This window comes from Streptosporangium vulgare, from assembly GCF_042428775.1.
GTDB lineage: Bacteria > Actinomycetota > Actinomycetes > Streptosporangiales > Streptosporangiaceae > Streptosporangium > Streptosporangium vulgare.
Genome location: NZ_JBHMBS010000041.1, coordinates 13,952 through 39,529 on the forward strand (window position 1 = coordinate 13,952; position 25,578 = coordinate 39,529).

Below are 25,578 nucleotides of genomic sequence, written 5' to 3' on the forward strand. Positions count from 1 at the left end.
CCCCACCTCGTCACCGAAAATCCGGCACCGCCGGATCCTTCCGCGTCCCTCCACATCTCTGCACATCCCGAGTTCCGGCGCGCCCGGACCCATGTGCCATGCCCTTTCCGCGCCCTTTTCCGCGCCCTTTTCCGCGCCGGATCGATGCGCCATGCCGTAAAACCCCCGCCACAAGGAGGACCACCATGCCCGCCACCGCCCCCGAAGACGTCGTCATCGAAGACGTCGTCATCGCCGGAGCAGGCCCCAACGGTCTCATGCTCGCCTGCGAGCTCAGCCTGGCCGGAGTGCGGCCGCTGGTACTCGACCGCCTGCCCGGACGCACCGAAGAGAACCGGGCCAACGGCCTCGTCGGCCAGGTGGTACGCATGCTCGACCGCCGGGGCCTGTACCAACGCCTCAGCGGCAGCACCGAACCACCCCGTCCCGGGCCCTCGTTCGTGTTCGGCGCGATGTCCCTGGATCTCCGCACCCTGGACGACAACCCCCTGTACGGGCTGCCGGTGCCGCAGCGCCGCGTCGAGCAGGTCCTGGAGGAACGCGCCACCGAACTCGGCGTCCAGATCCGCCGAGGACACGAACTCACCGGGCTGTCACAGGACGACCAGGGGGTCACCGCCGAGGTCACCGGCCCCGACGGCCCCTACCGGCTGCGCACCCGCTACCTGGTCGGAGCCGACGGCGGGCGCAGCCTCACACGCAAGCTGTCGGGCATCGACTTCCCCGGCGTCACCACAGACGACACCATCTCCCGCACCGCGCACGTCACACTCCCGCCCGCGATGATCGACCCGGCCACCGGCGGCCTCGACGTACCCGGCTACGGGATCATCCCGCCGTTCATGCACCACCGCACCGAACGCGGGATGTTCGTGTTCGCCCCCTTCCCCTCCGGCCCGCCCCTGCTCAGCACCACCGAGTGGGACCCCGCCCACGACGGCGACCGGCCGCTGACCGTGGAGGAACTACGGGAAAGCGCCCGGCGCGTGCTCGGAGCCGACCTGCCGCTCAGCCCGCCCCAAGGCCAGGGCCCCCACCTGCTACGCCGGCTGACCGGCGGCAACACCCGGCTGGCCGACCGGTTCCGCGACCGCCGGGTACTGCTGGTCGGCGACGCCGCCCACGTCCACTTCGCGATCGGCGGTCCCGGCCTCAACCTCGGCCTGCAGGACACGGTCAACCTCGGCTGGAAGCTCGCCGCCGAGATCCACGGCTGGGCCCCGCCCGGCCTGCTGGACAGCTACGAGACCGAACGGCGCCCCGCCGCCCAGCGCGTGGTCATGCACACCCAGGCACAGGCCGCGCTCATCAAGCCCGGCGGCGAGATCACCGCGCTACGCGAACTGTTCACAGAGCTGCTCGCCGACCGGCACAACGTCCAGCGCATCGCCGACATGATGGCCGGCGCCGACATCCGCTACGACATGGGAACCGACGACCCGCACCCGCTGGTCGGCCGATGGGCCCCCGACCTGCTGCTGGACACCCCGACCGGCCCCGTCCGGCTCGCCCGCCTCACCGCGGCCGCCCGGCCGCTGCTGCTGGACCTGACCGAAGACGCCTCACCGGCCAAGGAAGCGGCACCCTGGCACGACCGCGTCGACACCCTCACCACGCACTGCCCGGACCCCAACCCCCCGGCCACCGCCCTGCTGCTCCGCCCGGACGGCTACATCGCCTGGGCGTCGGCCGCCCCGCGCCCCACCTCCCACGAGCGCGACACCCTCCGCGCGGCCCTGACCCGATGGTTCGGCACGACCGGCTGACAAAGACGCCACGTCCAGCGGCGGCGACACCGTTGCGCGAGCACGACGACCGCCCGCGATTCCTCGCGAGGACGTCCTGGTCAACGGCGCACTAGGCTGATCAGCGTCATCATCGGCAGGGCGTCCGCGTCAGCCGTCGCTCAGGGGCCGGTCTGACGGGATCGGCCGCGTCGCGGCGAGGTCGCGGCGAGATTTCTCCGGGACCGTGTCGATCGGCGGGCCGCTCGTTCGACGTGTGGGAGCGAGGGCCGAGAGGCGGCCCCGCGGGACGAGGAGAACGCGATGCCGAAATACCTGCTGATCATGCGGGGCACCGACGAGACGAACGCGGCCATGATGGCCGACCTCGACGAGATGATGGCCTCGACCCGCCTGTTCATCGAGGACATGATGAAGGCCGAGGTCCTCGTCGCGGCCGAAGGGCTCGACGATCCGCGCCAGGGCGTCGTGGTCGACTTCGGCGGCGAGGCGCCGGTGGTCACGGACGGGCCGTACGGCGAGACCAGGGAACTGTTCGGCGGCTACTTCATGCTCGACGTCACCACGAAACAGGAGGCGGTCGAGTGGGCCAAGCGGGTCCCGGCGGTCCGCGGGTCCAAGATCGAGGTCCGGCGGGTGGCCGAGGCCGACGAGGTCCCGCAGGGCAGCGAGAGCAACGGCCGGATCTGATGGGTACGGCCGACGTCGAGGCCGTCTGGCGGATCGAGTCGGCCCGGATCGTCGCCGCGCTGACCCGGTTCACCGGCGATTTCGGGCTGGCCGAGGACGCGGCCCAGGAGGCGGTGGCCGAGGCGCTGGTGTCGTGGCCGCGCGCCTGTCCGGCCAATCCGGCCGGCTGGCTGATGGCCACGGCCCGGCGGCGGGCGATCGACGCGATCCCCCGCCGGGCCGCCCTCCAGGACCGATACGCCCTGCTGGCGGCCGACCACGCGGCCGACCCGGCGGCCGGCCCCGACATCGACCCCGACAGGATCGACGACGACGTCCTGGCGCTGATGTTCGTCAGCTGCCACCCGGTGCTCTCCCGCGAGGCCCGGGTGGCACTGACCCTGCGCGTGGTCGGCGGCCTGTCCAGCGAGGAGATCGCCCGCGCGTTCCTGGTACCCGTACCGACCGTGCAGGCCCGCATCACCCGGGGCAAGAAGACGATCGCGGCGGCCGGGGTGCCGTTCGAGCTGCCACCGGCCGGTGAGCGCCGGGAACGGCTGGGCGGCGTGCTCAGCGTCCTCTACGTGATCTTCACCGAGGGGTCGACGGCCACGTCGGGCGACCGGCTGCTGCGCCCCGACGTCGCCCACGAGGCGATCCGGCTGGTCCGCACGCTGGCCGCGCTGCAGCCCGGCGAGCCGGAGGTGCACGGCCTGCTCGCGTTGTGCGAGCTGACGGCCGCGCGCTTCCCGGCCCGGACCGGCCCGGACGGCACGCCGGTCCTGCTCGGGGACCAGGACCGGCGGCTGTGGGACTTCCCGGCGATCCGCCGGGGGCTGGCCGCGCTGGCCAGGGCGTCGGCCCGCGGCCTCGGCCCCTACGGCCTGCAGGCCGCGATCGCCGCCGTCCACGCGTCGGCGCCCTCGGCCGAGGCGACCGACTGGGACCGGATCGTGCTGCTCTACGAGGCGCTCGGCCGGGTCGCGCCCTCGCCGGTGGTCGAGCTCAACCGGGCCGTCGCCGTGGCCATGGCCTCGGGTCCGGAGCGGGCCCTGGCCATCGTGGACGCGCTGATCGCCTCGGACCGGCTCTCCGGCTCGCACCTGGTCCCGACCGTACGCGGGGAGCTGCTGGCCCGCCTCGGCCGGCGACCGGAGGCGCGCGCCGAGCTGGAGCTGGCCGCCCGGCTGTGCGCCAACCAGCGCGAACGCTCGGTGCTGCTGCGCAAGGCGGCCGCTCTGGACTGACTTCCCCGGCGCGACCGGCCCGGATTCGAACGCGGCCCGGATACGAGCATGCCTGACAACCCCGGATGCCTTGCCGGGCATGCTCGTCGGGACCGCGCCCGGCCTCTTCCCCGCACCCCGGACGAACAGCTCGGAAGGCGTTGGCGGACGGCACCGCGGGCGGGCGCGCCGACGCGTCCGGGCCGCCGCGTCCGGGCCGGTGGCGACGAACGCCGAAGTAGGGATGCGATCCGGAGCGACGGCCGGCCCGCGAGTCCTACGGCAGGCCCCGCCCGAGTTCCGCGAGCCGGGTCAGCGCGGGCAGCGCGTCCGCGATCGCCCGCCGCTGTTCGGCGGTGAGCCGGGCGATGAGCGGCACCAGGTGGCGGGTGCGGTCGTCGTGCCGGGACCGGCCGATCCGCCGGCCGGCCTCGGTGATGTGGACGAGCACGGCGCGCCCGTCGCTCGGGTCGGGCCGGCGCTCCACCAGGCCGTCACGCTCCAGGCGGGTGACCAGCTGGGTGATGCCGGGCTGGCTGAGCTGCTCGGTCCTGGCCAGCTCGGTCAGCCGCACCGGCCCGCCGCCGGACGCGAGGGTGTCCAGCACCGACAGCGTCGTGAACGGCAGCTTCTCCAGCACCGGGAGCCGGATGTAGAAGCGGTTGAAGTTCTCGACCGCGGCGGTGAAGGCGTCCGCGTCCAGCTCGGCGGGGCGGTCGTTCGGGGTGTGGTCCACGGCGAAAAATATATCGCACACTTATTTAATTTGCTTATGCTGTTGGCGTGGGCGCACCGCGAACCAGAGACCTCGCGGTTCGCGCGCCGCGGCGTGCGCTCACGCGCCCACACCCCATCGGCGCAAGGAGAGGAACCACCCATGACTGTTCGTGTCGGTATCAACGGATTCGGCCGGATCGGCCGCAACGTCTTCCGCGCGGCAGCCACCCGGGACGCCGACCTGGAGATCGTCGCCGTCAACGACCTCGGCGACGTGCCGACGATGGCCCACCTGCTGGCGTACGACTCGATCCTCGGCCGCTTCCCCGGCGAGGTCACCGCGGAGCCCGGCGCGATCCGCGCCGGCGACACCACCGTCACCGTCCTGGCCGAACGCGACCCCGCCGACCTGCCCTGGGGCGACCTGGGCGTGGACGTCGTCATCGAGTCCACCGGCATCTTCACCCAGGCCGCCAAGGCCCGCGCGCACGTCGACGGCGGCGCCAAGAAGGTCATCATCGCCGCCCCCGCGAGCGGCGAGGACGTCACCATCGTGCTCGGCGTCAACCAGGACGCCTACGACCCCGACCTGCACACGATCATCTCCAACGCCTCGTGCACCACCAACTGCCTCGGCGTACTCGCCAAGGTCCTGCACGACGCCGTCGGCATCGACTCCGGCATGATGACCACCGTCCACGCCTACACCCAGGACCAGAACCTCCAGGACTCCCCGCACCCGGACCTGCGCCGAGCCCGCGCCGCGGCCCTCAACATCGCGCCCACCTCCAGCGGAGCGGCCAAGGCCATCGGCCTGGTCCTGCCCGAGCTGCGGGGCCGCCTCGACGCGTTCGCCCTGCGCGTGCCCGTCCCCACCGGCTCGGTCACCGACCTGACCGTCACCACCAGCCGCCGCACCACCGTGGAGGAGGTCAAGGAGGCGTACGCGCAAGCCGCCGCCGGCGCGTACCGGGGCCTGCTGTCCTACACCGAGGCGCCGATCGTCAGCACCGACATCGTCAACGACCCGGCCTCCTGCGTCTTCGACGCCGAACTCACCCGCGTGCTCGGCCCCCAGGTCAAAGTAGTCGGCTGGTACGACAACGAGTGGGGCTACTCCAACCGCCTCATCGACCTGGCCCTCCTCGTCGGCGGCCCCCTCTAGGACGGCCACCCAGCCCCGCGGCCGCCCCCGCCGGCCGAGCCGCGCCGCGCGGTGACGGATGTCCGCGCCCTGCCGGCTGGTGCCGAGGCGGTACCGCCGCCGGACACGTCCGTCGATGACGCGGGTTCCGGCCCGGCGAGCATCACCCGCGTTGACCTGGAAGATGTCACATTCACGGGGAGCGGCCGCACTCCCTGACAACGGCACAGGGCCGACGACTCCAGGAGACGCGATCAGGGAGGTGGAGCCGTGGAGGTGGGTCTCGGGAGCGTGGTCGTGCTCGGGCTCTTGTACGCCAGCCACTGCCTCAGGGTATGGCTACGCGGGCGAGCCACGCCGAGCACGGCCGGCGCGCGGGGCGCGAGTACGACCCCGGCCATGATCAGGATGCTGCCCCCGGGCAGCCGGCTGACGGTCCGGGCGGCGGACGGGTCGATGGTCAAGGTCGACCTGGCCCGGGCAGCGGAGCCGCCCCATGGCCTATGACGACGCGGCCGTCGAGCCGCTCTTCCTGACGGGATGCCACGAGGGCTGGCCAGGACCGGCCGGGACCACCGGGCCGGTCGAGGTGAAGGCCCTGCCGGACGGTGGCGAGGTCTCCGTCGTGTCGCCGAGGCAAGCGGCGGTCGCCGACTTCTACGCGCGGGAGGCCAAGAAGCTGCTCGGGTTCGTGATGCGGCTCGGCACCGGCGACCCGGACCTCGCCGCCGACATCGCGCAGGCCACCTTCCTGGAAGCGTGGAAGAACTGGGACACGATTCGCGAGCACCGCGCCTGGATACGGCGCGTCGCCGAGCGCAAGCTGCTGCAGGCCAAGGACTTCGCACGGCTGAGAGAGACCCCGGTCGCCGAACTGCCCGACGTCGAACGGACGATGGCTCCCGGCCACCGCTCCGAGCTGCTGCGTCCCGACGCCGCGCTCGAACTGAGCGAGCAGACGCGGCAAGTGATCCGCATGATCGCCGAGCTGCCCAACCTGCAGCGCACGGTACTGGCCTGGCACCTGGACCACTACAGCAACCAGGAGATCGCCAGGCACCTGCGAATGACACCGGCCGCTGTCCGGCAGAACCTCAAACGCGCCAAATCCACCCTGAAGATCGCATATTACGGAGGTGAAGCATGACGCCGCGCGAGCAGTCCGATACCGAGCTCGACGCGATTCTCGCAGCATTCAACCAGGCGGTGGACGACCTGGTGGATGAGGCGGTCGACATCGGCTCCGGCTGGGAGGCGATCGTGAACGCAAGCCCGGCTTCCGGTGACACCGCCGCCCTGCGGGCGATGCGCGACCGGACGCACCCCGCCCCCGCCCTCACACCCAAGGCACTCCCCGTGGGAGACGGCCGACCCCGGCTGCTCCGGTGCGACGACATCCCGGTCCTCGCCGAGCCCAACGCCGGCGAGGTGGCACACCACATCGGCGACGCTGGCATCGGCGGCAGGACCAGCCACGCGACCCGCCTCACCCGGTGCCGTAAGGCCGCTCGTGCCGCGGACGACGTCGTGGAGGGTCCGGGATCACCGGTGATTCCCGGCGGCGATCCGCGGACGATGTCCAATGCCGACCGCGAGGAGACCCGGGCCGCGATCGCGCACTGGCGGGAGCTGTTGAGCAGGTGCCCGGCAGGGGCTCTCGGGATGGAGGGCTCGGTGAGGGTCGCGGAAAGGGTGGCCGCACTGGCGGAGAACTCGATCACGGACCGGGACGAGCGCACCGCCTTCAACCTGATCCAGGCCGCTCTCCCCCATCTGGCGTCTCTGGACCGCTGCCATCCGGCCGTGCTGGAGGTGCGGCGCGTCTGGGCAGAGTCCCTGTCCGGGCTCGGCGAGCACCGGCGGGCCGAGTCGGGGCTGCGTCGACTGAGCGAGGACGAACAGCGGGTGTTCGGCCTTCCCGACCCGCGCACCACACTGCTGCTGCTGTGGTCGCTGGTGGGCCAAGGCCGTCTGCGGGAGGCCGAGGACGGCTTCGGCTCGTTGCGGGGCCGCCTGCTGTCACAGGGCTCCGAGAGCCCGATGCTGTGGCATCTGCAGTGCCGGCGCGCCTGGATGCTGGGGCGGCGGGGACGGGTGGAGGAGTCGGTGAGCGACTACGACGCCGTCATCATCAACCGGATCCACGAGCTGGACGAAGACCATGCCGACACCCTGGACGCGCGGCACTCCAAGGGAAAGATCCTCGTTGTCTCCGGGCGAGGCGAACAGGCGCTGACCCTGCTGCGCGGCCTGGGGGAAGACCGCGCGCGCGTCCAGGGGGACCGGCACCCCGACACGCTGGAGACCCGCAAGTACCTTGGCCTGGCCCAGGCGCTGGCCGATCCGCGCGACGACCGCGTCATCGGCCGGGTCGTCCATGACCTCGAAGAGTTCCTGCGCCTTCAGGACAGGCGGAACGGCCCAGGCCATCCCATGAGCCGTGACACGGCGGCCTGGCTCGGCCGGCTCCTCCGCCTCCAGGAGGCGAACCGTTTCCGGGAACCGCTCCCCGTTCTGCGTCGGATCCTGGCCGTCGACGCCACGGACACGGACGGGAGCGTACGCGCCGATGTGCGGGAGCGGTCGCCGCACGCTCGACCGGTTCCCCGATGAGACAGCACAGAGAGCGAGGGAGACGGAATTGAAGCTCGGACTGCTCACGGCCGCGCTCGGCCGGATGTCCCTGGAACAGGTCGCCGCCTGGGCGCCGCGGGCCGGATACCAGGCGCTGGAGGTGGCGGCCTGGCCGGTCGGCAGCGAACACATCCACCAGGCCGCCCACCTCGATGCGGCCGGTTTCACCGCCGATGACGCCGCCCGCGTGCGCGGGCTGCTGGACGGTCACGGCCTGACCATCTCCGCGGTGACCTACTGCGGCAACAACCTGCACGGCGATCCCGCGGAACGCGACCGCGTCCACCGTCACCTGCGGGCCTGCGTCGACGCGGCAGCGCTCCTGGGCGTCCGGTACGTCACCACCTTCGTCGGCCGTGACGTCACCTTGCCGGTGGCCGGCAACCTCAAGCAGGCCGAACGGCACCTGCCCCCGCTGACCGGCTACGCGGCGGACCGCGGCGTGAAGCTGCTCGCCGAGAACTGCCCGATGGAAGGTTGGCATCCCGACGGGTACCCCGCCAATCTCGCCTACTCCCCCGAGCTGTGGGACTGGATGGCCGGCCTCGGCTTCGGCCTCGCCTACGACCCCTCCCACCTGCCCTGGCTCGGCATCGACCCTCTCGACGCGCTGGAACACGCTCTGCGATCCGGCATCGTCGGCCACGTCCAGGCCAAAGACATCCAAATCGACGAGCGGGCCCGCACTCGCTACGGGGTGTTCGGCAAGACAGCCGGACGCGCTTCCTCCACCGACGTCGGCTGGTGGCGCTACCGCGTTCCCGGCCGCGGGCAACTCGACTGGAACCAGATCATCGACGCGCTCCATGCCGCTGGATACGACGGCGACGTCGCCGTCGAGCACGAGGACCCGGTGTGGGGCGGCACACTCGAGCGGACCCTGCAAGGCATGCGGATCGCCGCGCACACCCTGCGACCGCTCATCCTCACCACGACGAGCGCTGAGGAGCCGGCCTGAAGTCACCCCCTGAGACCGGTGGAAGCCGACGGTCGCGCATCGGGCCCACCTCGCAGTCGCGCGCACCGGGCCGGTCCACGAACCCCACCACGTCATCGGCAGCGGGAAAGACCCCGCGAGCGACCTCCTCCAACAGCCGTCTCAGCTCGTACACGCCTCACTCCCCTTCGCCATGACCCGCACGTACACCCACGACCTCGCAGATCCCATCCCATCCTGGAGCCCAGCTCGCTGACCGCCACCCCTTATGGAGTACCGAAGGCGGGTCGGCGGCTTCTCGCCGTCGACGCTTGTCTGGCCCGTCCCCCGAGGAGCGCTCGCCGCTGCCTTCGGACATCAGCCGAAGGCCCGGCGGTAGCTGTGCGGGCTGACGCCGGTCGTTTTCTTGAAGCGGTCGCGGAAGGCGGTGGCCGAGCCGAAACCGACCTGGGCGCCGATGCGTTCGACGGTGTGGTGGGTGGACTCCAGGAGGTGCTGGGCTTGACGGACGCGGGCGCGGTGGAGCCATTGGAGAGGGGTGGTGCCGGTCTGCTCGCGGAAGCGGCGGATCAGCGTCCGGGTGCTGGTTCCGGCGTGGGCCGCGATGTCGGCGAGGGTGAGATCGGTGGCGAGGTTGTCCTGGAGCCAGGCGAGGAGGGGTTCGAGACTGCCGCCCCGAGGGGTGGGCGGGTAGTCGTGGACGATGAACTGCGCTTGTCCGCCTTCGCGTTCCAGGGGCATGACGGACAGCCGTGCGGCGTCGGCGGCGACGGCCGAACCATAGTCGGTGCGGATCATGTGCAGGCACAGATCCAGGCCGGCGGCGGCGCCGGCCGAGGTGAGGATCTGGCCGTTGTCGACGTACAGGACATCCGGGTCGACCTGAACGTGCGGGTAAGCGGTGGCCAGGAGGCCGGCGGCGGCCCAGTGGGTAGTGGCTCGCAGGCCGTCCAGGAGTCCGGTGGCGGCCAGGGGGAAGGTGCCCGAGCAGATGGAGGCGATGCGCGTGCCGTCCTGGGCGGCGGCCCGGAGCGCGTCGCCGACGGCGGACGGGAGCGGGACGGCGGGGTTGGCCGTACCGGGCACGATGATCGTGTCGGCGCCCTTGAGCCCTTCCAGCCCCCAGGGCACACGCAGGGAGAAGGCTCCCGCGTCGATCTCCGGCCGCTCGGCGCACACACGGATCTGATAGCCGGGGCGTCCGTCCGGGAGGCGGGTGCGGGTGAAGACCTCGATCGGGGTGGAGAGGTCGAAGGGGATCACCTGGTCCAGCGCGAGGATGGCGATGGTGTGCATGACGAGAAAGTACCTTCCCACCAGATGACGATTCCGGCGTTCCGCTCCGGATGAGCGGCTGTTTCTCCAGTTCAGGTGACTGATACCGGTCATGGCATTTTCCCGTTGGAAGGTGTCACCAACGCCTCTGGGAAGCAAGACGGCATCCGGTTAGCGTCACGACCGAAGCCGGCTCGGACCGGGCCGGCCAGACCTCAAGGATCCCTCCATGCATGCCCAGATCGTCTTGTTCGACGGATTCGATCCCCTCGACGTCATCGCGCCCTACGAGGTGCTCTACGCCGGCGGCACCGCCTCCGGCGGCCTGGTGAGCGTGGAGCTCGTGTCCGCCGAAGGGCCACGCGAGGTGATCAGCGGCACTGGGGCCCTGGCGCTGCGGGCCACGGCCGCCCTCGACCCCGCGCGAGCGGGCCTGATCCTGGTTCCCGGCGCCTCGGGCCGCGTCGGCGAACCCGGTGAGGTACCCGACCACGACGCGGGCCCCGGGCAGTGGCGGCAGGACGAGTTCATCCCGGTACTGCTGGGCCGCACATTGACCACCGAGCTGCCCGTCATGCTGAAGGCGGCGATGGACAACCCCGAGGTGACCGTGAGCGCGGTGTGCGGTGGCTCCCTCGTCCTGGCCATGGCCGGCCTCCTGGAAGGTCGCCACGCCACCACCCACCACATGGGCCTGGACATGCTCGACGCCACCGGCGTCCACGCCGTGAGGGCGCGCGTCGTCGACGACGGTGACCTCGTCACCGGTGCCGGCGTCACCTCCGGGCTCGACCTGGCCCTCTACCTCCTGGAGCGGGAGGTGGGCCCGCAGATCGCCCACGCCGTCGAGGAACTGTTCGCCCACGAGCGCCGCGGCACCGTCTGGCACGACCGGGGACCGGTCCCCGCCGCCCTGTGAGCGACGCCGCCACCTCTCCGCCCCCTCGACCCACACCACCGAAGGAACACCGCGAATGCCCGTCGAAGGCACCTGGGACCTGTCCGTCTCCACACCCATCGGCAAGATCAAAGCCGTCGTCGAACTCCGGCGCGAGGAAGGTGTCCTGTCAGGAGTCGTCCACGGGGCGGGAGAGGAAGTCCCGCTCGGCGACGTCACACTCAACGGTGACCGGCTCACCTGGAAGCAGGCCGTCACCAAGCCCATGCGCCTGAACCTGGCCTTCGCCGTGACGGTCACCGGCGACGTCTTGTCCGGCACCTCCAGGGCGGGACGCCTGCCCGCCTCCGAGGTCACCGGCCGTCGCCGCGCCATCCCCGCGGCCGCGGAACCCTGACCGTGACGAATCGCGTCTTGTCGCGGGGAGTCAGTCGTGTGAGTGCCGTTGGGGACGGGTGTGTCGTGCCAGGGTGACGTCGATGATCTGGGTGCCGCCGGGCGGGGCGCCGGCGGCACCCACCAGCAGATGGCGCCGATCTCCTGGTTGGGGGTGAAGGTGTGGTGGAGGGCGGGGACGTGAGCGGTGTAGATCGCGGCGTATTCCTCGCGTGGTGGTCCGGCGAGCCGGAAACGCGCGTATCCGGCCAGGGTGAGGGTGGGCAGGAGCAGACCGCTCTCCTCGTGGAGTTCCCGTACGGCGGCTTGGAGAGGTGTCTCGCCGGGGTCGATCCCGCCGCCGGGTGGCTCCCACTCCCCACGGAAGCGGTCGAAGACCAGCAGCAGGTACCGGCCGCACCGGACCGCGGCCAAAGCCGCGGGCATCGGCGCGTCGTCCGGCACGTCGGCGACGCGCGTGGTCGGCAGGAACGCCGTCAGCGCGTTCCCCTTCGCATCTTGGGCCAAGGCTCGCTCCATCAGATCCTTTCGAGGGGACCGTCGCCTTTAGGCGACGGGGGAATCGGGAGCGGGAGGGCCGTCAAGGCCCGAGCGTGCCCTGGCCGGTCAGGTCTGCGCATGGGGGATCTCCGATCGTCGCGCGTTAGATAAACGGTGCTGTTATAACAATCGTGTGACTCGTCAAGTGCGCACCTCTCCCGGCGCGGCGTACGACCTCGGATACCACGTGGTGTGGTGCCCGAAGTACCGCCGCCCGGTTCTTGGCGGGCGGGTCAAGGACCGCCTTGAGGAGTTGATCCACGCCAAGGCCGACGAGCACGGCTGGGAGATCGTGACGCTTGAGGTGATGCCCGACCACGTGCACCTGTTCGTCAAGCCGCACCCGAAGAACTCTCCGTCGTACGTGGCCAACCAGTTCAAGGGCTTCACCTCCCACCACCTGCGTGCCGAGTTTCCGCACCTGCGCTCCCAACTGCCGACGCTGTGGTCACGGTCGTACTTCGTGGCCACGACCGGCGCGGTGTCCGCCGATACCGTGCAGCGCTACATCGAGACCCAATACGAGCGCGTCCCCAAGGGCGGGGGTACTCGTGCGCAGGTCGTTCAAGTTCCCGCTGCGTCCGACCGTCCACCAGCAGGTCGCGCTCACCGCGTGCCTGGATGACCACCGCGCCCTGTACAACGCCGCGCTTGAGCACCGCCGCACCGCGTACCGCATGGCGGGCGTGAGCATCACGTACGGCGTCCAGTCGGCCGACCTGAAGCACATCCGCGCCGACGACGCCGACGGTCAGGGCCGTTGGTCGTTCTCCTGCCGGCAGGCCACCCTGCGCCGCCTGGACAAGGCGTTCGCCGCGTTCTTCGCCCGCGTCAAAGCAGGCCGCACGCCGGGCTTTCCCCGCTTCAAGGGCAAAGGATGGTTCGACACGGTGACCTGGCCCAAGGACGGCGACGGCTGCCGGTGGGACTCCCAGCCCGAACACCCGTCGGCGACGTTCGTCCGCCTCCAGGGCATCGGCCACGTTCGTGTCCACCGGCACCGCCCCGTGCGCGGCACGGTGAAAACGGTCAGCGTCAAGCGGGAAGGCCACCGCTGGTACGTGATCTTGTCGTGCGACGACGTACCCGCCGAACCGCTTCCCTCGACCGGCGCGGTCGTCGGCATCGACCTGGGGGTGGCGTCGTTGGTCACCACCTCCGACGGCGACCACCTCGACAACCCGCGCCACCTGTCCGCGTCCGCCGATCGGCTCGCCGCCGCTCAGCGGGACCTGGCGCGTAAGAAGCGGGGCTCTGCGCGGCGCCGTAAAGCCGTGGCGCGGGTCGCGGCCCTGCACGGCAAGGTGCGCCGTCAACGTCTCGACGGCGCGCACAAGGCGGCCCTGCAGCTGGTTGGTGACTACGACGTCATCGCCCACGAGGACCTGCGGATCGCCAACATGACCCGCTCGGCGTCCGGCACGGTGGAGACACCCGGCACGAACGTGGCTCAGAAGTCCGGCCTGAACCGCAGCATCCTGGACGCGGGTTGGGGGGTGTTCCTGACGATCCTCGCGGACAAGGCTGAAAGCGCCGGTCGAGAGCTGATCGCAGTGAACCCCCGAAACACCTCCCGCACGTGCGCCGCCTGCGGCCACGTCGCGAAGGAGAACCGCCTCACCCAAGCCGAGTTCCACTGTCAGCGGTGCGCTCATACAGCGCACGCCGACGTGAATGCGGCGATCAACATCATGAGGGCAGGGCTTGCCCTTCGCGACGTCACGCAAGCGGCCTAGCGAGAAGCCGCTCCCTCCAGGGAGCGGAGGAGTCACTCAGTCCTTCGATTCGGTGATCCCGGCCCCCGTCGGGCCGATGACCCCAGGAAAGCGCCTCGCACCCCCTCCGGTCTGTGGAGAAATGCGTGTCCGGTACCTGCCCAAACACCTACAGGACGAAGGCGGCACAATGCCGGTATGACGAGAGAACCGCCGATCATCGACCTGTCGCGTCCGGTTTGCGATGCTTGCGATGAGTGGAGCGGGATGCGCGGGCATGAGTGAGCCGGTTCAGGGTGCGGAGATCCCGTTCCACCGGGCGGGGCATCCCGCATCGTGAGTGCTGGTTGGGGGGTAAGGCAAACCGAAAGGCCCGCTCACACGCGGTCGTGAGTGGGCCCCCGCGTGCGCTGGCCGCTCCCGGGTTGTCCGCAACCGGCCACCGACGGCCTCACCTGCGCCTACGCCGTCAGTGCGGCAGGGAACGTGTCGGTCGCCTGCGAGGATCGCAGGGCGGTGACCGAGGATTTTCTCGATCTCGCAGCGGCCACCGGTGGGGAGCATCCATGATTGCAGCGTTGATCATCCTGGTGTGACCGGCAGGCGGTGTTCGTGGTGGAGCGGGTGGGTTCGGGACGGTGATTGCCGTTCGTACCGGAGCGGTGCGGTGCGGTGGCGAGCGTTCTCGTCGCGGGCGGGCCGGATCGCTGAGGAGTGCCCCCGTTCCCGGCAGCACCGACCATTGATCGTCACTTCAGGATTTTTCGTAATAAAGCAGGTCTTGTGCTCCTGGTGGAGTGATCGTCTGTCGACCCCCGGAAAGGGAGACGAGTTATGAATATCGATGTCAGGTTGGCCGTCGGGCTGGTGGGCCCGCTGGTCATGGCCACGGGGCTCTGGCTGGTGGCCGGTGGCAACGAGGGCACGGGCCCTGGGAACGGCGTCGATTCCGGTGGTTACGGAAACAGCGGCGAGGACAGCGAGGCGAGCGACCTCAGGGGCCTGAGGATGGTGTCCGTGTCCGATCCCGCACCGGTCATGACCGTGCCGACCGGCCCCGGCGCGGTGCGCTGTCCGCGGCCGACCAGGACCGTCGGCAGCGCCGACGAGCTCCAGCAGGCGGTCAGGACGGCCCGGGCCGGCGACGTCATCCGGCTGCGCCCGGGCACCTACAGGGGCAGGTTCGTCGCCCAGAGGTCGGGAACGCGGGGTAAGCCGATCTTTCTGTGCGGCGACGCCCGGTCGGTTCTGGACGGCGGCGGCGTCCAGAAGGGCTACGCCTTCCATCTCGACAGGGCGAGTTTCTGGCGGCTGGTGGGCTTCACCGTGCAGAACGCCCAGAAGGGCGTGATGGCCGACAGGACCAACGGCTCGATCATCCAGGGCCTCACCGTGCACGACATCGGCGACGAGGCCGTCCATCTGCGCAACTTCAGCACCGGCAACACGGTGCAGTACAACAAGATCTACAACACCGGCCTGCGCCGCGCGAAGTTCGGCGAGGGCGTCTATCTCGGATCGGCGGAGTCGAACTGGAAGCGATACTCCGGCGGGCAGATGGACAGGAGCGACAACAACCTGGTGCGCGGAAACGCGATCCGGGCCACGGCCGAGGCCGTGGACATCAAGGAGGGCACCAGCGGGGGCCGCGTCGTCGGCAACCTCTTCGACGGGTCGGCACTCGGCGGGGACAAGCTCAACGACTCCTGGGTCGACGTCAAGGGCAACAACTACGTGATCGAGGGCAACACCGGCAAGAAGACGCCGCAGGACGGTTTCCAAACCCATGAGATCGTCGAGGGCTGGGGCACCGGCAACGTCTTCCGCAAGAACACCATCGATCTCGCCGGCGGCAGCGGCGTCGGCATCAACGACACCGCGGGCGGCAACACGATCGCCTGCGACAACAAGGTCATCGGCGGCCGGCTCACCAAGAAGGGCGGCTGTTCCTGACGCTCCGGCGGCGGCATCGGGCCGAGGTGGCGCACCGTTCCGCGCACCTCGCCCGCCCGCGCGGACCTGGCCGGCATCCGAAAGGACGTCCATCAGCGGTCAGGTCCCCCGTGGTCGCACCCGGGTCGGGCCACGCCATGGGGAGCGAGGGAGAAGGAACACCCGGCCGGGAAAGTTCCGCTTGTTTAGCTGTGCGCCTGCGTCGCGGACTTCCCCTGTCGGCTGAGTAGTTGTCCGTGCAGGTCGCGGGCGGTGCGTACGAAATTACTCGTCCCTTTGCGGGCCGCCGCCTCGGTGACCGCGGGGACGGGGCCGCGCGCTGCGGCCCAGCGGGCGGCGTCGATCGCGAAGGAGAGCGCCTGGGTGTGCCCGGAATGCGGCCGCTCGTCTGGTCCTGGCAGGTAGACGGGCAGCAACCCGGTCATGACCTCCCATACCTGCCGGTGCGCACCCTGTTTCGCGCATTCCTTCAGCGCCGAGCGTACGGGGCCCATCTTGGTCACGTCCCTGCGCAGGGACAGTCCGAGCTGACGCCCGCACTCCGCGGTGGGCAGGCAGCCGGCGGCGGCCGCGCTCAGCAGCAACCGCCGGCCGCGCTCAGGCCAGCCGAACGTGCCCTGCTCGGCCAGCTGGACGGCGATCAGCAGCGCCGTCGCCTCGCCCACCGGCCCGTCCTGGGAGAACAGCGCGGCCACGTACTCGTGGAAGTAGCCGGGCCGCTCCCAGGTGTTGAGCAGGTGCGGCAGCAGGTGCATGGCCACCGCCTCCCGGTCCGAGGGCAGCGTCAGCCGCCAGGACTCCATGTACATGCCGTCGCCTTCGCCCGTCCAGGGAGATGGATCGGACAGCAGCGTGTCGATCAGCGCCAGCCCCGTCGGTTCGATCCGGATGCGGGGGTGCAGCCGAGGGCTGTGCTCGCCTTTCTGCCGGTCGTGCGTGTAGGCGCCGCCGGCGTGTGACCAGTCCACGCGCAACTGCGGCTGTGGCCGGTCGGCCAGCCAGCGCGCCAGCGTGGCGCCCGCCCGCGAGGTCAGCTTCCCGGCACGGTCGATCACCTCCGGGTCCGCCTCGCGCGGCAGCCGCAGCAGCGCCTGCCCCAGGTCGGCCGGGAGGGCCTGGACACCGGCCCGCTCGTAGCCTTCCAGGCGGGCCACCAACTCGGCGGGGTCGAGATGGCCGGAGGTCAGGGTCGGGGTCGCCAGCAGGTACGGAGGCAGCGTCCCGGCCTTCAGCGCGGCGTGGACCTCCGCGCAGCGCACCAGCATGGCGTAGTGCGGCGGCGACAGGTGACGCGGGTCCGGCAGGCGGTCGCGCGGCGGCTCCTGCCGCTCCTCGCGGCCTCTCAAGTTGCCCGACGACATGATCCACACGTCCAGGATCTCCGCTTCGAGCGGCGGGCCCGGCGTGAAGTGCTCCAGGTTGCCCAGCGGAATGCCGTTCTCCGTGAGGCCCGCGGTGATGCTTGCTCGCAGCTCTGCGGGCAACCGGCCGAAGTCCACCTCGATGCCGCGCTCGTCGCCGCCTTCGGCGACGCGCACGCCGATGACGTGCCTGGCGTACTCGGGAGCTCGTTCGGGCTCGGGGATGGGCGGCTCCTGCCCGGGGTCGGCGGCCTCGCGCAGCAACGCCTCCGTCCACTCCTCAAGACGGCACCATTGGCGCCGCCCGTAGATGCGGGCCCGGCCCGGGCGCGGCCGCTTGGACGGGTCGCGCACGAAGCCGTCGAGCCACCGTTCGAAGGTGACGATGCCGCGGCCGACCTGGTCGTAGGTGGCGGTCAGGTCCTCGATCGCCGGTGGGAACGGCTCGCGGGCGAGCGGCTGGAACGGCGGCAGCACCCCGGGCTCGAAGTCGCCGTCCGCCTCCGGCGCGGCCGCCACCACCCCGTAGGCCTGCGACAGCCGCGCCGCCAGCTCGGCGGGCAGGACGCTCGCCGCCTCGCGGACGGCCTCGGCTCCGGCGGGGGTGAAGCGCCGGGCATGCTTGACGGCCAGGCGCACCGTGCGCTCGCGCACCTCGTAGGTCTCGCACAGCAATGCCGAGGCGAGCGCCGCGGCCAGGTCGTCGAGGTCGCCGTCCGCGTCGCGGACGGCCTGGTCGAGCAGGGTCAGCCCGGCCCGCACGAGCTTGCCCTCTGGGCGAAACAACAGCGCCGACACCGCCTCGTTGATCTCTTCGCCGCTCAGCCCGCCCGCGCCGCTCAGCCCGCCCGCGCCGCTCAGCTGCCGCAGCGCCAGCTCGGCCACCGGCCCCGGCGCGGCGGGCAGCAACCGCAGGTAGTCACGGGTGCGCTCGGTGCTCGGCGCCGGGGCGAGCATCTCGTGCAGGCGGGCGAAGAAACGCAGGTCGGTGGCGCTGCCACCGCGCAGGAACCGGCGCAGGCAGCTGTCGACCAGCGGCTCGGGGGCCAACCGGCCGGCCGCGACCGCGGCGCGCAGCGCCCCCAGCCAGGTGCGGCGGCCGGGATCCCACGAGGGCGGGTCGACGTTGTCCTCGCGCAGCGCCCGGCCCACGCCCTCGGCCTCGAACAACCGGGGCACCAGGTGCTCGGCCAGCGGGTCGTGCTCCAGGTCCGGCGGCCGGGACACCCAGGCGGTCGTGAGCGGGTCGTGCTCGGGCGGGACGGCACCGCTACGGCGCAGCAGCTCCAAGGCCAGCGGCACGCTGTCGTCCCTGGCCTGGGCCCGGCTGCCACGCAGCCGCAGAGCCAGCCGCACGGCGAGGTCGCCCTGCCACTGCGGCGGCCGCGCGGCGATCACACGCAGCAGCGGCCCGGAGTCCAGCGGTGGCCGCCAGCGGGTGAAGTCGCGCCGGTACAGCCAGGTCGCGACGGCCGCCGCCCCTCCGAGCACGCCCGCGCCGGCGACCCGCACGGGCTCGATCCATTCCTCACCGTCGGTCCACACACCCCGGCGCCGATCGCGTTCGGCGCTCGCGTTCCTGGCGACGCCGATGTGACCGGGCAGCTCACGAGCCACCTCCCGGCGCCCGGCCTCATCCAGGGCCAGCACGGTGTCCGCGACCAGGGCCGGGTCACCGGCGGTGATGGCCGCGCGCACGCCCGGCCAGGCCCCGCTCACGGGGGAATGTGTCGTCATGCCGCACACCGTAGAGATCGACTCCGACAGAAAGCGTGGCGTGTGGGTGACCTGTGCGGGGGGCCAGGCCGGGTGATTCGGTTCGCGGTGAGGTTCGCGGTGAGGTTGGCGGCAGAGTGGCATCAGGCGGTGTACTGGTACGTCGAGTAGGTCAGGTAGCCCGCGTCACCGCCTTGGTAGTACGTCGTCTCCTCGACGGGAGCGACGGGGAGGCCGTTACGCAGCCGCTCGACCAGGTCGGGGTTGGCGAGGAATCCGCGGCCGAAGCTGATGAGGTCGGCGCCCAGCCCGAGCCAGTGGTCGGCCTCGGCCCGTCCGGTCTGCTTCGGGCCCATCGGCAGCACCGGGTTCAGGATGAGGGTGCCCGGCCAGGCGCGGCGCAGCCCGATCAGCACCTCTTCCTCGGCGGTGGCCTCGAGATGGACGTAGGCCAGGTCGAGGTGGGCCAGCTCGGCCAGCAGCGCGGTGTACAGCTTCGGGACATCGCTCTCCCGCACCCCCCAGAACGTCCCGCCCGGGGAGAGGCGGATCCCGGTCCTGGCCGCGCCGACGGCTTCGACGGTCGCGGACACCGCCTCGACGGCGAACCGGATCCGGTTGGTCACCGAGCCTCCGTAGCGGTCCGTGCGCAGGTTGGCGTTCGACGAGAGGAACTGCGAGATCAGGTAGCCGTTCGCGCCGTGCAACTCCACACCGTCGAAGCCGGCCTCGGCCGCACGGCGGGCGGCCTGGCCGTAGGACTCGGCGTGCTCGGGCACCTCGGCGGTGTCCAGGGCGCGCGGCGTCGGCGCGGGCCGGGGCCCGGATGGGGTGAACACGTCGCCGACGGCCGGGACCGCCGAGGGACCGACCGGCCGCATCCCGGTGGTGGCGGGATGGGAGACCCGTCCGCCGTGCATGAGCTGGGCGAAGACCCGCCCGCCGTTGGAGTGCACGGCGGCGGTCACCGGGCGCCACGCGGAGACCTGCTCATCGGTGTGCAGTCCCGGTGTGCCCGGGTTGGACTGCCCGATCAGGCTCGGCTGCACACCCTCGGAGATGATCAGCCCGGCCGTCGCGCGCTGAGCGTAGTACGTCGCCATCGACGGCGTCGCCAGCCCGCCGGCGGCGGCCCGGACCCGTGTCATCGGGGCCATCACCATCCGGTTGGGGAGCGTCAGGTCGCCGAGCCGATAGCTGTCGAAAAGGGTCGTCACGTCGTCCTCCGTGGTCGTCGATCCCGGATCCCGGGTACGGCGAGTACGCTAGAAGCTCACATCCATGTCAGAGGCAAGCTTTGTGCCGCAGATCACACCGGGAGGACGATGTGCGCATCGGCGAGCTCGCGTCACGGACCGGAGTCAGCGTCCGGTCACTGCGCTACTACGAGGAGCAGGGGCTGCTCACCAGCACCCGCAGCTCCAGTGGACAGCGGCACTACACGGACGACGAGGTCGAGCGGGTCGCGTTCATCCAGCGGCTGTACGCCGCGGGTCTGTCCAGCCGCACCATCGCCGAACTGCTCCCGTGCACCGAATCGCCCAGCCCGGAGAACTCCGACGCCGCCCTGGAACGGATGGCACAGGAGCGCGACCGCCTCTCCGCGCACATCGGCGACCTCATCCGCACCCGCGACGCACTCGACGGGCTGATGGCCATAAACCGAGCGCACCGCGAGAAGCTGCGGGTACCGCTGGCCGGCTGACCACCGCGGCAGCCCGGCGGGGGGCCGGAGGTGTCAGGGACGGGCCGCGCCCGGGTTCGTCGACACGGTGGCCGGCGGTGACTCCGCCCGCGCCGGCTCGCCAACGTCAGCGACCGTCTGCCACCGCGAGCGGCGGCGGGAAAGATGCTCACCCGTGGGTGGCGGTGGCCGGCCACGGTGTCACCGAGGCCGGGGCTCCTGTCATGGTGACGGCGCCGCCGTCAGGGCGCTGACCGCTGTCACAGCCCGTCTTCGCCCTCGATCCTGGCCGTCACCTTGAGATTCCCTGATGGTCCGGGACAGGAAGGGGAAATCCTTCCCAACCTTGATCACGGATGTGCCTCACCCTCCTCGGGCGGCCACATCCAAGCAGAAAGGACACCACGTGGCGCCTTCCCGTAACCGGGTCACCCCGATGGGGGACATCGTGGCGATCTCGCTGCGCGGTGCCTGGACGGGTAATCGCGGCATCATCCATTCGGGTGAGCGCATCGTCCGCTTCCACGCGGGTGACCTGTGGATCACCTGTGCGGTCAGCTTCAGGGGGCGGCGGCAGGAGCAGTGGCGACCCGATCACTACACCTTCCTGTACTTCCACGACGAGGCCGTCTCGTTGGCGGCCGGGCATCGCCCGTGCGCGGAATGCCGCAGGGACAGCTACAACGCCTACCGCTCCGCCTGGGCCGAGGGCCTGCGGGTCGACGCGCCGTCCGCCCGGGCGATGAACCGGCAGCTGCACGGCGAGCGGCTCGTCCGGGGCACGCACCGAAGGCGTATGCACGAGGCGCCCTGGGCCGGCCTGCCCGACGGCACCTTCGTCCGGCTCGGCACCTCCCCCGCCGTCGTCATCGGCCCTCGACTGGTCACATGGACGTCCGAGGGATACCGGACCCGCCACCCACGACCCGCGCGGGGACTGGCGGACGTCATCACCCCGCCCTCGACCGTCGCCGCGTTGAACGCCGGATACCCGGTGCAGATCGACGACTCCGCGTATGACTGACGTCGTCCCCGCCTCACCGCTTCAAGATGTTCGGCTCTCCGTCGCCGGGACCGAGGTGAAGGCGGCCGGGGACGGAGCCCGTCCACGACGACGGCCAGGGCACGGCCACGGGAGGCCGGTGCCGCCAGGCGTTGCTCCATCGCCGGACGGCCCCGTCTTGGATCAGCTGCCGAAGAAGTCACCCAGGGCCGCGGCGAGCGCGTCCGGGGCCTGTTCTGCCACATGGTGGCCGGAGTCGATTCCATGGCCGCGCAGGTCACCGGCCCAGTGCTCCCAGATCTTCAGCGGGTCGCCGTACAGGTCTTCGAGGTCGTCGCGCAGCGACCACAGGACCAGAGCGGGACATCGCAGCCGTACGCCGGCGGCCCGGTCGGCCTCCTCGTGGCGCAGGTCGACGGTGAGACCGGCCCGGTAGTCCTCCAGCATGGCCCGTACCACGTCGGGGTTCCTGGTGGCCTCACGAAACTCGTCGTGGTTCTCCTGGCCCATGCTCCGCGGGTCACCGTGGTACCAGCTGTCGGGGTCGGCGTTGATGACGCGTTCGGGGATGTCCGCCTGAGCGAAGAAGAACCAGTGCCACCACCGCGTCGCGAACGTCGCGGTGATGCGCGACAGGTGCTCGCTTATGGGCAGACAGTCGAGCAGCGCGACGTGGGACAACGCGTCGGGGTGATCCAGAGCGAGACGGAACGCCACAGCGCCTCCCCGATCGTGTCCGGCCAGAGCGAACCGGGCGTGTCCCAAGGAACGCATCACCGCCACCATGTCGTTCGCGACGGCGCGCTTGGAGTGCGCGGAGTGGTCGGCGGCGGGTGCCGGGCCGCGTGAGCGACCGTATCCTCGCAGGTCGGGGCAGACGACCGTGAAGCCGCGCGCGACCAGTTGAGGTGCGACGCGATGCCAGGTCGCGGAGGTGCGGGGATGGCCGTGCAGCAACAACGCCGGCGGCCCCTCCCCGCCGTAGCGGACGAAGATGGACGCTTCCCCGACCTGAACCAGCTTTTCCTCGAAGTCTTCGAACATTGTCCCCCTGTCCCCCAGGGACGGTTCGACAATCATCGACCCGCGGCGTGCACCGCAGCATGATCTTGCCGAGCCCTGCCGGATGCCGCACGCCCGGACACCCGGGAACCTCTCGGCAAGCGCGCGGGGATGCGGGGATGTCGTGTTGGAGCGCGGGCAAGGAACAGACCGACCGCGCACGAGGGGGGCGCGGCAGGCCGCCGCCAGTACGGCGCCCGGCCGGCCGCCTCCTCGAACCCGGCTTCGCAGGCCGATCACGGCCGCCGGCCGCCCGGCCGGTCGTGGGTCCACGACCGTCAGTGGATGGGGACCTTCGTCGGGGAGGGGCAGGCCACCCGGTACGCCGGTCAGACCACGCCGAGCGTGTACTGGTTGTTGGTATTGGCGTTCGGTGTCCACAGGATCGTGGCCGAGCCGGCGGTGGTGTTGCCGCCGCCGTCCAGTGCCGTGCCGGTGCCACGGTTGACGATCTGGTAGCGGCCGTTGCCGAGGCTGTTCAGCCTCCACTGCTGGTTGTCGCCACCGTTCCACGGCCCCTGCAGACAGGAGGCACCGTTGGCGGTGTTGCCCCAGCTGTCGGCGACCATGCCGCTGGTCCGGTTGACGATCCGGTGATACCCGTTGCCGAGGTCGACCAACTGCCACTGCAGGTTGGTGCTGCCGTCCCAGTTCCACTGCTTGAGCGCCGAACCGGCGGCGACGTTCCCGCCGCTGTCGAGCGCCAGGCCGGTGGTGACGTTGGAGATCCGCACCCACCCGGCCGGGACGCCGCCGCCGCCGGTGTTCCAGTAGACGTTGTAGTTGACGCCGTGGGCGTCGTAGAAGGGGATGAGGTTGACCGTGGACCCGCCGGCGGTCGCCGTGAAGGTCAGTGCGCCGCCGGTACGCGTGACCGAACCGTTGCTCAGGGCCGGCGGCGCGCTCAGCGCGGTGTTGCCGTAGTTCCCGGCCAGCACCACCGGGCCGTAGGTGATCGCCGCGATGTCGGGGTTGTCGTTGGCGGCCTTCATGACGACCCGCATGGGCAGGCGGACCGTCACGGTGTCGCCGGAGGTCCACGAGCGGGTGAGGGTGGCGTACGCGCCGGGGGTGGTGTCCACGCTCTGCTGGGCGCCGTTGACGCTGACGGTGGCGCCGCCGGTCCAGCTCGGGATGCGGATCCGCATCGACCAGGACCCGCCGACGCTGCCGGTGACCCGCAGGGTGGCGGTGTCGCCCACGGGAAACGACGTCACCTGGGTGACCGTGATGCCGCGCTGGCTCCAGGTCAGCACCGACGGCGCGAACAGGTTCACGGTCAGCGTGGTGCCGTTGTGGAAGTACACCGAGTCCATCAGCTTCGTCTGCGTTTCCAGGCCCGTGCCCTGACAGCACCAGAACGAGTTGTAGTCGGTGCTGTAACCGCCGTTGTTGGACGAGACCCCGCGACGGGCACCCGGGTTCAGCGGAGTGAAGTAGGTGACGTGGCCATGCGCGTCGGACGGGTTCTGCTGGCCGATCATCTGGTTGAGCAGCGCCCGCTCGTAGTAGTCGAACAGGTCGGCCCGGTCCGGGTAGAGGGTGAACAGCTCCCGGGTGAGCTTGAGCATGTTGTAGGTGTTGCAGTTCTCGCAGGTGTCGTTGGTCAGGTAGGCCGCGATCGCGCCGGGCGCCCGGAAATGCTCGGCCTGGCTGTCGCCGCCGATGACGTAGGTGTGCGCGCCGATCGTGAGATTCCAGGCGTTGGTCGCGATGTCGCGGTAACGGGTGGTGCCGGTCGCCTTGAACTCTCGCGCCGCGCCGATCCACTTGGGGATCTGGGTGTTGGCGTGCAGGCCGTTGAGTCGGTCCTGGTTGGCCGCGAGCGGGTCGAAGACCACGGCGTGGTCGAAACGTTGCGCCGCCACCAGCCACCGCGCGTCGCCGGTCTGCTGGTACAGGTCGGCCATCGTGGCGTTCATGCCGCCGAACTCCGTGTTCAGCACCGCCTGCATCTGCGCGTAGCTCAGCCGGCCGGTACGCCAGTCCACCCAGTCGGCCATGTTCGTGACCACTGTGAGGGCCTCGGCGTTGCCGGCGAGCCGGTACTGGTCGAGCAGACCCGCCAGGATCTTGTGAAGGGTGTACCAGGGCGCCCAGACCTGCTGGCCGCTCTCCACGCGGTCGAGGAAGCTCTCCGGGAACGCCGACAGGTAGCCGGCGCGGTAACCGCGGTTCGGCGCGGCCCTTTGGCAGGCCGCCAGCACGCCCACCAGGTAGTCGCCCTTGGTCTTGAACGCGGAGTCACCGGTCGCCGCGTACGCCTGCGCCAGCGCCGACAGCAGATGGCCCATCGAGTGCCCGCGCAGCTCCACGCCCGGCCCCTCCCAGCCCCCGACGGGCTGGGCCGTGCTGGAAAGACCGGCGTTGATCCGGAAGGTGTGCAGCATCCGGTCGGCGTCGATGAAACGCAGGTACGTCAGGGTCCGGTTCTGGTTTTCCAGCCATCGGCCACTGGTCAGCCGTACCTGACCGAGGTCGAACGGGTACGCCGACACGCCGATGTCGGCTCTGACCGGGGCCACCGCGGCCGCGGCGGCCGTGGCCGCGGTGGCCCCGGTGACGTCGAGCACCTGGCTCACGGTGGACGCGACTCCGACGGCGCCGACGGCTTGGAGCAGCTGTCGGCGACTGAGGGACGAGGACGACACGGGACCTCCGAATTGATGTCGACGTTGATATATCCATGGCGCGTCGTGGAGAGGCCGCTCGGCCCGACGGCGTTTCCGCGCCTGCCGCGCCGGCCGAACCTCGGAGCGCCCATACCGAGAAGGTCGCCCTGGAGTGATCTTGGAACGCCCATACCGGAAAGGGCGCCTTGGCGTGACGCGGGCGCCGATCGCTCTTGAAAAGCCGGAGTTCGTCAAGATCTGACATTCCAGAGGCACCGCATCGGGTTTGGC

At 70.9% G+C, this 25,578-nt stretch carries 19 protein-coding genes and 2 pseudogenes; 14 read left to right on the forward strand and 7 right to left on the reverse strand.

The window, feature by feature from the left end:
• Positions 1–185: 185 nt before the first annotated feature.
• The 3 genes from ACFFRH_RS41085 (at position 186) to ACFFRH_RS41095 (ending at position 3,661) form a co-directional block, all read left to right on the forward strand.
• Positions 186–1,766: an FAD-dependent monooxygenase gene (locus ACFFRH_RS41085; protein ID WP_386163327.1), complete on the forward strand. Its 1,581-nt coding sequence runs from the start codon at positions 186–188 to the stop codon at positions 1,764–1,766.
• Positions 1,767–2,048: 282 nt separating this feature from the next.
• Positions 2,049–2,435: a YciI family protein gene (locus ACFFRH_RS41090; RefSeq protein WP_386163330.1), complete on the forward strand. Its 387-nt coding sequence runs from the start codon at positions 2,049–2,051 to the stop codon at positions 2,433–2,435.
• Positions 2,435–3,661 (forward strand): RNA polymerase sigma factor, encoded by a 1,227-nt coding sequence (locus tag ACFFRH_RS41095; protein WP_386163333.1) that lies wholly within the window; start codon positions 2,435–2,437, stop codon positions 3,659–3,661. The genes ACFFRH_RS41090 and ACFFRH_RS41095 overlap by 1 nt, the downstream gene beginning before the upstream one ends.
• Positions 3,662–3,917: 256 nt before the next feature.
• Here ACFFRH_RS41095 and ACFFRH_RS41100 read toward each other — a convergent pair whose 3' ends face one another.
• Entirely contained in the window at positions 3,918–4,376 is a 459-nt protein-coding gene (locus tag ACFFRH_RS41100; RefSeq protein WP_386163336.1) for a MarR family winged helix-turn-helix transcriptional regulator, read from the reverse strand.
• Positions 4,377–4,517: 141 nt separating this feature from the next.
• Between ACFFRH_RS41100 and gap the strand changes: the two genes are divergently transcribed.
• The 4 genes from gap to ACFFRH_RS41120 all read left to right on the forward strand — a co-directional run bounded on the left by gap (position 4,518) and on the right by ACFFRH_RS41120 (position 9,093).
• Positions 4,518–5,522: a type I glyceraldehyde-3-phosphate dehydrogenase gene (gap, locus tag ACFFRH_RS41105; protein ID WP_386163339.1), complete on the forward strand. Its 1,005-nt coding sequence runs from the start codon at positions 4,518–4,520 to the stop codon at positions 5,520–5,522.
• Between the two features lie 475 nt (positions 5,523–5,997).
• The gene (locus ACFFRH_RS41110; RefSeq protein ID WP_386163342.1) at positions 5,998–6,648 is read left to right on the forward strand and encodes an RNA polymerase sigma factor; all 651 of its coding nucleotides are present in this window, start codon (positions 5,998–6,000) and stop codon (positions 6,646–6,648) included.
• On the forward strand, positions 6,645–8,114 hold the full coding sequence (locus ACFFRH_RS41115) for a tetratricopeptide repeat-containing protein (RefSeq protein ID WP_386163345.1): 1,470 nt from the start codon (positions 6,645–6,647) through the stop codon (positions 8,112–8,114). The genes ACFFRH_RS41110 and ACFFRH_RS41115 overlap by 4 nt, the downstream gene beginning before the upstream one ends.
• Positions 8,115–8,142: 28 nt before the next feature.
• Positions 8,143–9,093 carry a sugar phosphate isomerase/epimerase family protein gene (locus ACFFRH_RS41120; protein ID WP_386163348.1) on the forward strand — a complete coding sequence of 317 codons (951 nt, stop codon included), beginning with the start codon at positions 8,143–8,145 and terminating at the stop codon, positions 9,091–9,093.
• A 336-nt stretch (positions 9,094–9,429) separates the two neighbouring features.
• Here the strand turns inward: ACFFRH_RS41120 and ACFFRH_RS41125 are convergent, their stop codons facing one another.
• Complete coding sequence (locus ACFFRH_RS41125) at positions 9,430–10,368, reverse strand: GlxA family transcriptional regulator (protein ID WP_386163351.1); 939 nt, start codon at positions 10,366–10,368, stop codon at positions 9,430–9,432.
• A gap of 208 nt (positions 10,369–10,576) precedes the next feature.
• On the opposite strand from ACFFRH_RS41125, the gene ACFFRH_RS41130 reads away from it, so the two are divergent.
• Together ACFFRH_RS41130 and ACFFRH_RS41135 are read left to right on the forward strand one after the other, a co-directional pair.
• On the forward strand, positions 10,577–11,266 hold the full coding sequence (locus tag ACFFRH_RS41130) for a DJ-1/PfpI family protein (protein ID WP_386163354.1): 690 nt from the start codon (positions 10,577–10,579) through the stop codon (positions 11,264–11,266).
• A gap of 55 nt (positions 11,267–11,321) precedes the next feature.
• Entirely contained in the window at positions 11,322–11,642 is a 321-nt protein-coding gene (locus ACFFRH_RS41135; RefSeq protein ID WP_386163357.1) for a hypothetical protein, read from the forward strand.
• Between the two features lie 122 nt (positions 11,643–11,764).
• Here the strand turns inward: ACFFRH_RS41135 and ACFFRH_RS41140 are convergent.
• Positions 11,765–12,160: pseudogene (locus ACFFRH_RS41140) on the reverse strand (NUDIX hydrolase); the annotation flags it as partial.
• A gap of 154 nt (positions 12,161–12,314) precedes the next feature.
• Here ACFFRH_RS41140 and tnpA point away from each other — a divergent pair.
• The 3 genes and pseudogenes from tnpA to ACFFRH_RS41155 all read left to right on the forward strand — a co-directional run.
• Positions 12,315–12,701 (forward strand): annotated as a pseudogene (gene tnpA, locus ACFFRH_RS41145) (IS200/IS605 family transposase); the annotation flags it as partial.
• Positions 12,702–12,732: 31 nt separating this feature from the next.
• Positions 12,733–13,917, forward strand: a complete 1,185-nt coding sequence (locus ACFFRH_RS41150; protein WP_386163360.1) for an RNA-guided endonuclease InsQ/TnpB family protein — start codon at positions 12,733–12,735, stop codon at positions 13,915–13,917.
• Between the two features lie 813 nt (positions 13,918–14,730).
• Positions 14,731–15,849 (forward strand): right-handed parallel beta-helix repeat-containing protein, encoded by a 1,119-nt coding sequence (locus ACFFRH_RS41155; RefSeq protein WP_386163363.1) that lies wholly within the window; start codon positions 14,731–14,733, stop codon positions 15,847–15,849.
• Between the two features lie 185 nt (positions 15,850–16,034).
• Here the strand turns inward: ACFFRH_RS41155 and ACFFRH_RS41160 are convergent, their stop codons facing one another.
• Together ACFFRH_RS41160 and ACFFRH_RS41165 are read right to left on the reverse strand one after the other, a co-directional pair.
• Positions 16,035–18,947, reverse strand: a complete 2,913-nt coding sequence (locus tag ACFFRH_RS41160) for a DUF7824 domain-containing protein (RefSeq protein ID WP_386163366.1) — start codon at positions 18,945–18,947, stop codon at positions 16,035–16,037.
• A 122-nt stretch (positions 18,948–19,069) separates the two neighbouring features.
• Entirely contained in the window at positions 19,070–20,143 is a 1,074-nt protein-coding gene (locus ACFFRH_RS41165; RefSeq protein ID WP_386163369.1) for an alkene reductase, read from the reverse strand.
• Between the two features lie 110 nt (positions 20,144–20,253).
• Here ACFFRH_RS41165 and ACFFRH_RS41170 point away from each other — a divergent pair, with 110 nt between their 5' ends.
• Both ACFFRH_RS41170 and ACFFRH_RS41175 read left to right on the forward strand, forming a co-directional pair.
• A complete protein-coding gene (locus ACFFRH_RS41170) occupies positions 20,254–20,631 on the forward strand; it encodes a MerR family transcriptional regulator (protein ID WP_386163372.1) in 378 nt (125 codons plus the stop codon).
• Positions 20,632–21,016: 385 nt separating this feature from the next.
• Positions 21,017–21,634, forward strand: a complete 618-nt coding sequence (locus tag ACFFRH_RS41175) for a hypothetical protein (RefSeq protein ID WP_386163375.1) — start codon at positions 21,017–21,019, stop codon at positions 21,632–21,634.
• A 162-nt stretch (positions 21,635–21,796) separates the two neighbouring features.
• Here ACFFRH_RS41175 and ACFFRH_RS41180 read toward each other — a convergent pair whose 3' ends face one another.
• Together ACFFRH_RS41180 and ACFFRH_RS41185 are read right to left on the reverse strand one after the other, a co-directional pair.
• Positions 21,797–22,657 (reverse strand): alpha/beta fold hydrolase, encoded by an 861-nt coding sequence (locus ACFFRH_RS41180; protein WP_386163378.1) that lies wholly within the window; start codon positions 22,655–22,657, stop codon positions 21,797–21,799.
• A 347-nt stretch (positions 22,658–23,004) separates the two neighbouring features.
• Positions 23,005–25,326, reverse strand: coding sequence for a beta-L-arabinofuranosidase domain-containing protein (locus ACFFRH_RS41185; RefSeq protein WP_386163381.1), 2,322 nt, complete (start codon positions 25,324–25,326; stop codon positions 23,005–23,007).
• Between the last annotated feature and the right edge of the window lie 252 nt (positions 25,327–25,578).

What these genes read in the sequence shown, in the direction of transcription:
- ACFFRH_RS41085 (WP_386163327.1), top strand. Translation starts at nt 186, where the DNA reads ATGCCCGCCACCGCCCCCGAAGACGTCGTCATCGAAGACGTCGTCATC.
- ACFFRH_RS41090 (WP_386163330.1), top strand. Translation starts at nt 2,049, where the DNA reads ATGCCGAAATACCTGCTGATCATGCGGGGCACCGACGAGACGAACGCG.
- ACFFRH_RS41095 (WP_386163333.1), top strand. Translation starts at nt 2,435, where the DNA reads ATGGGTACGGCCGACGTCGAGGCCGTCTGGCGGATCGAGTCGGCCCGG.
- gap (WP_386163339.1), top strand. Translation starts at nt 4,518, where the DNA reads ATGACTGTTCGTGTCGGTATCAACGGATTCGGCCGGATCGGCCGCAAC.
- ACFFRH_RS41110 (WP_386163342.1), top strand. Translation starts at nt 5,998, where the DNA reads ATGGCCTATGACGACGCGGCCGTCGAGCCGCTCTTCCTGACGGGATGC.
- ACFFRH_RS41115 (WP_386163345.1), top strand. Translation starts at nt 6,645, where the DNA reads ATGACGCCGCGCGAGCAGTCCGATACCGAGCTCGACGCGATTCTCGCA.
- ACFFRH_RS41125 (WP_386163351.1), bottom strand. Translation starts at nt 10,368, where the DNA reads ATGCACACCATCGCCATCCTCGCGCTGGACCAGGTGATCCCCTTCGAC.
- ACFFRH_RS41130 (WP_386163354.1), top strand. Translation starts at nt 10,577, where the DNA reads ATGCATGCCCAGATCGTCTTGTTCGACGGATTCGATCCCCTCGACGTC.
- ACFFRH_RS41135 (WP_386163357.1), top strand. Translation starts at nt 11,322, where the DNA reads ATGCCCGTCGAAGGCACCTGGGACCTGTCCGTCTCCACACCCATCGGC.
- ACFFRH_RS41155 (WP_386163363.1), top strand. Translation starts at nt 14,731, where the DNA reads ATGAATATCGATGTCAGGTTGGCCGTCGGGCTGGTGGGCCCGCTGGTC.
- ACFFRH_RS41160 (WP_386163366.1), bottom strand. Translation starts at nt 18,947, where the DNA reads ATGACGACACATTCCCCCGTGAGCGGGGCCTGGCCGGGCGTGCGCGCG.
- ACFFRH_RS41180 (WP_386163378.1), bottom strand. Translation starts at nt 22,657, where the DNA reads ATGTTCGAAGACTTCGAGGAAAAGCTGGTTCAGGTCGGGGAAGCGTCC.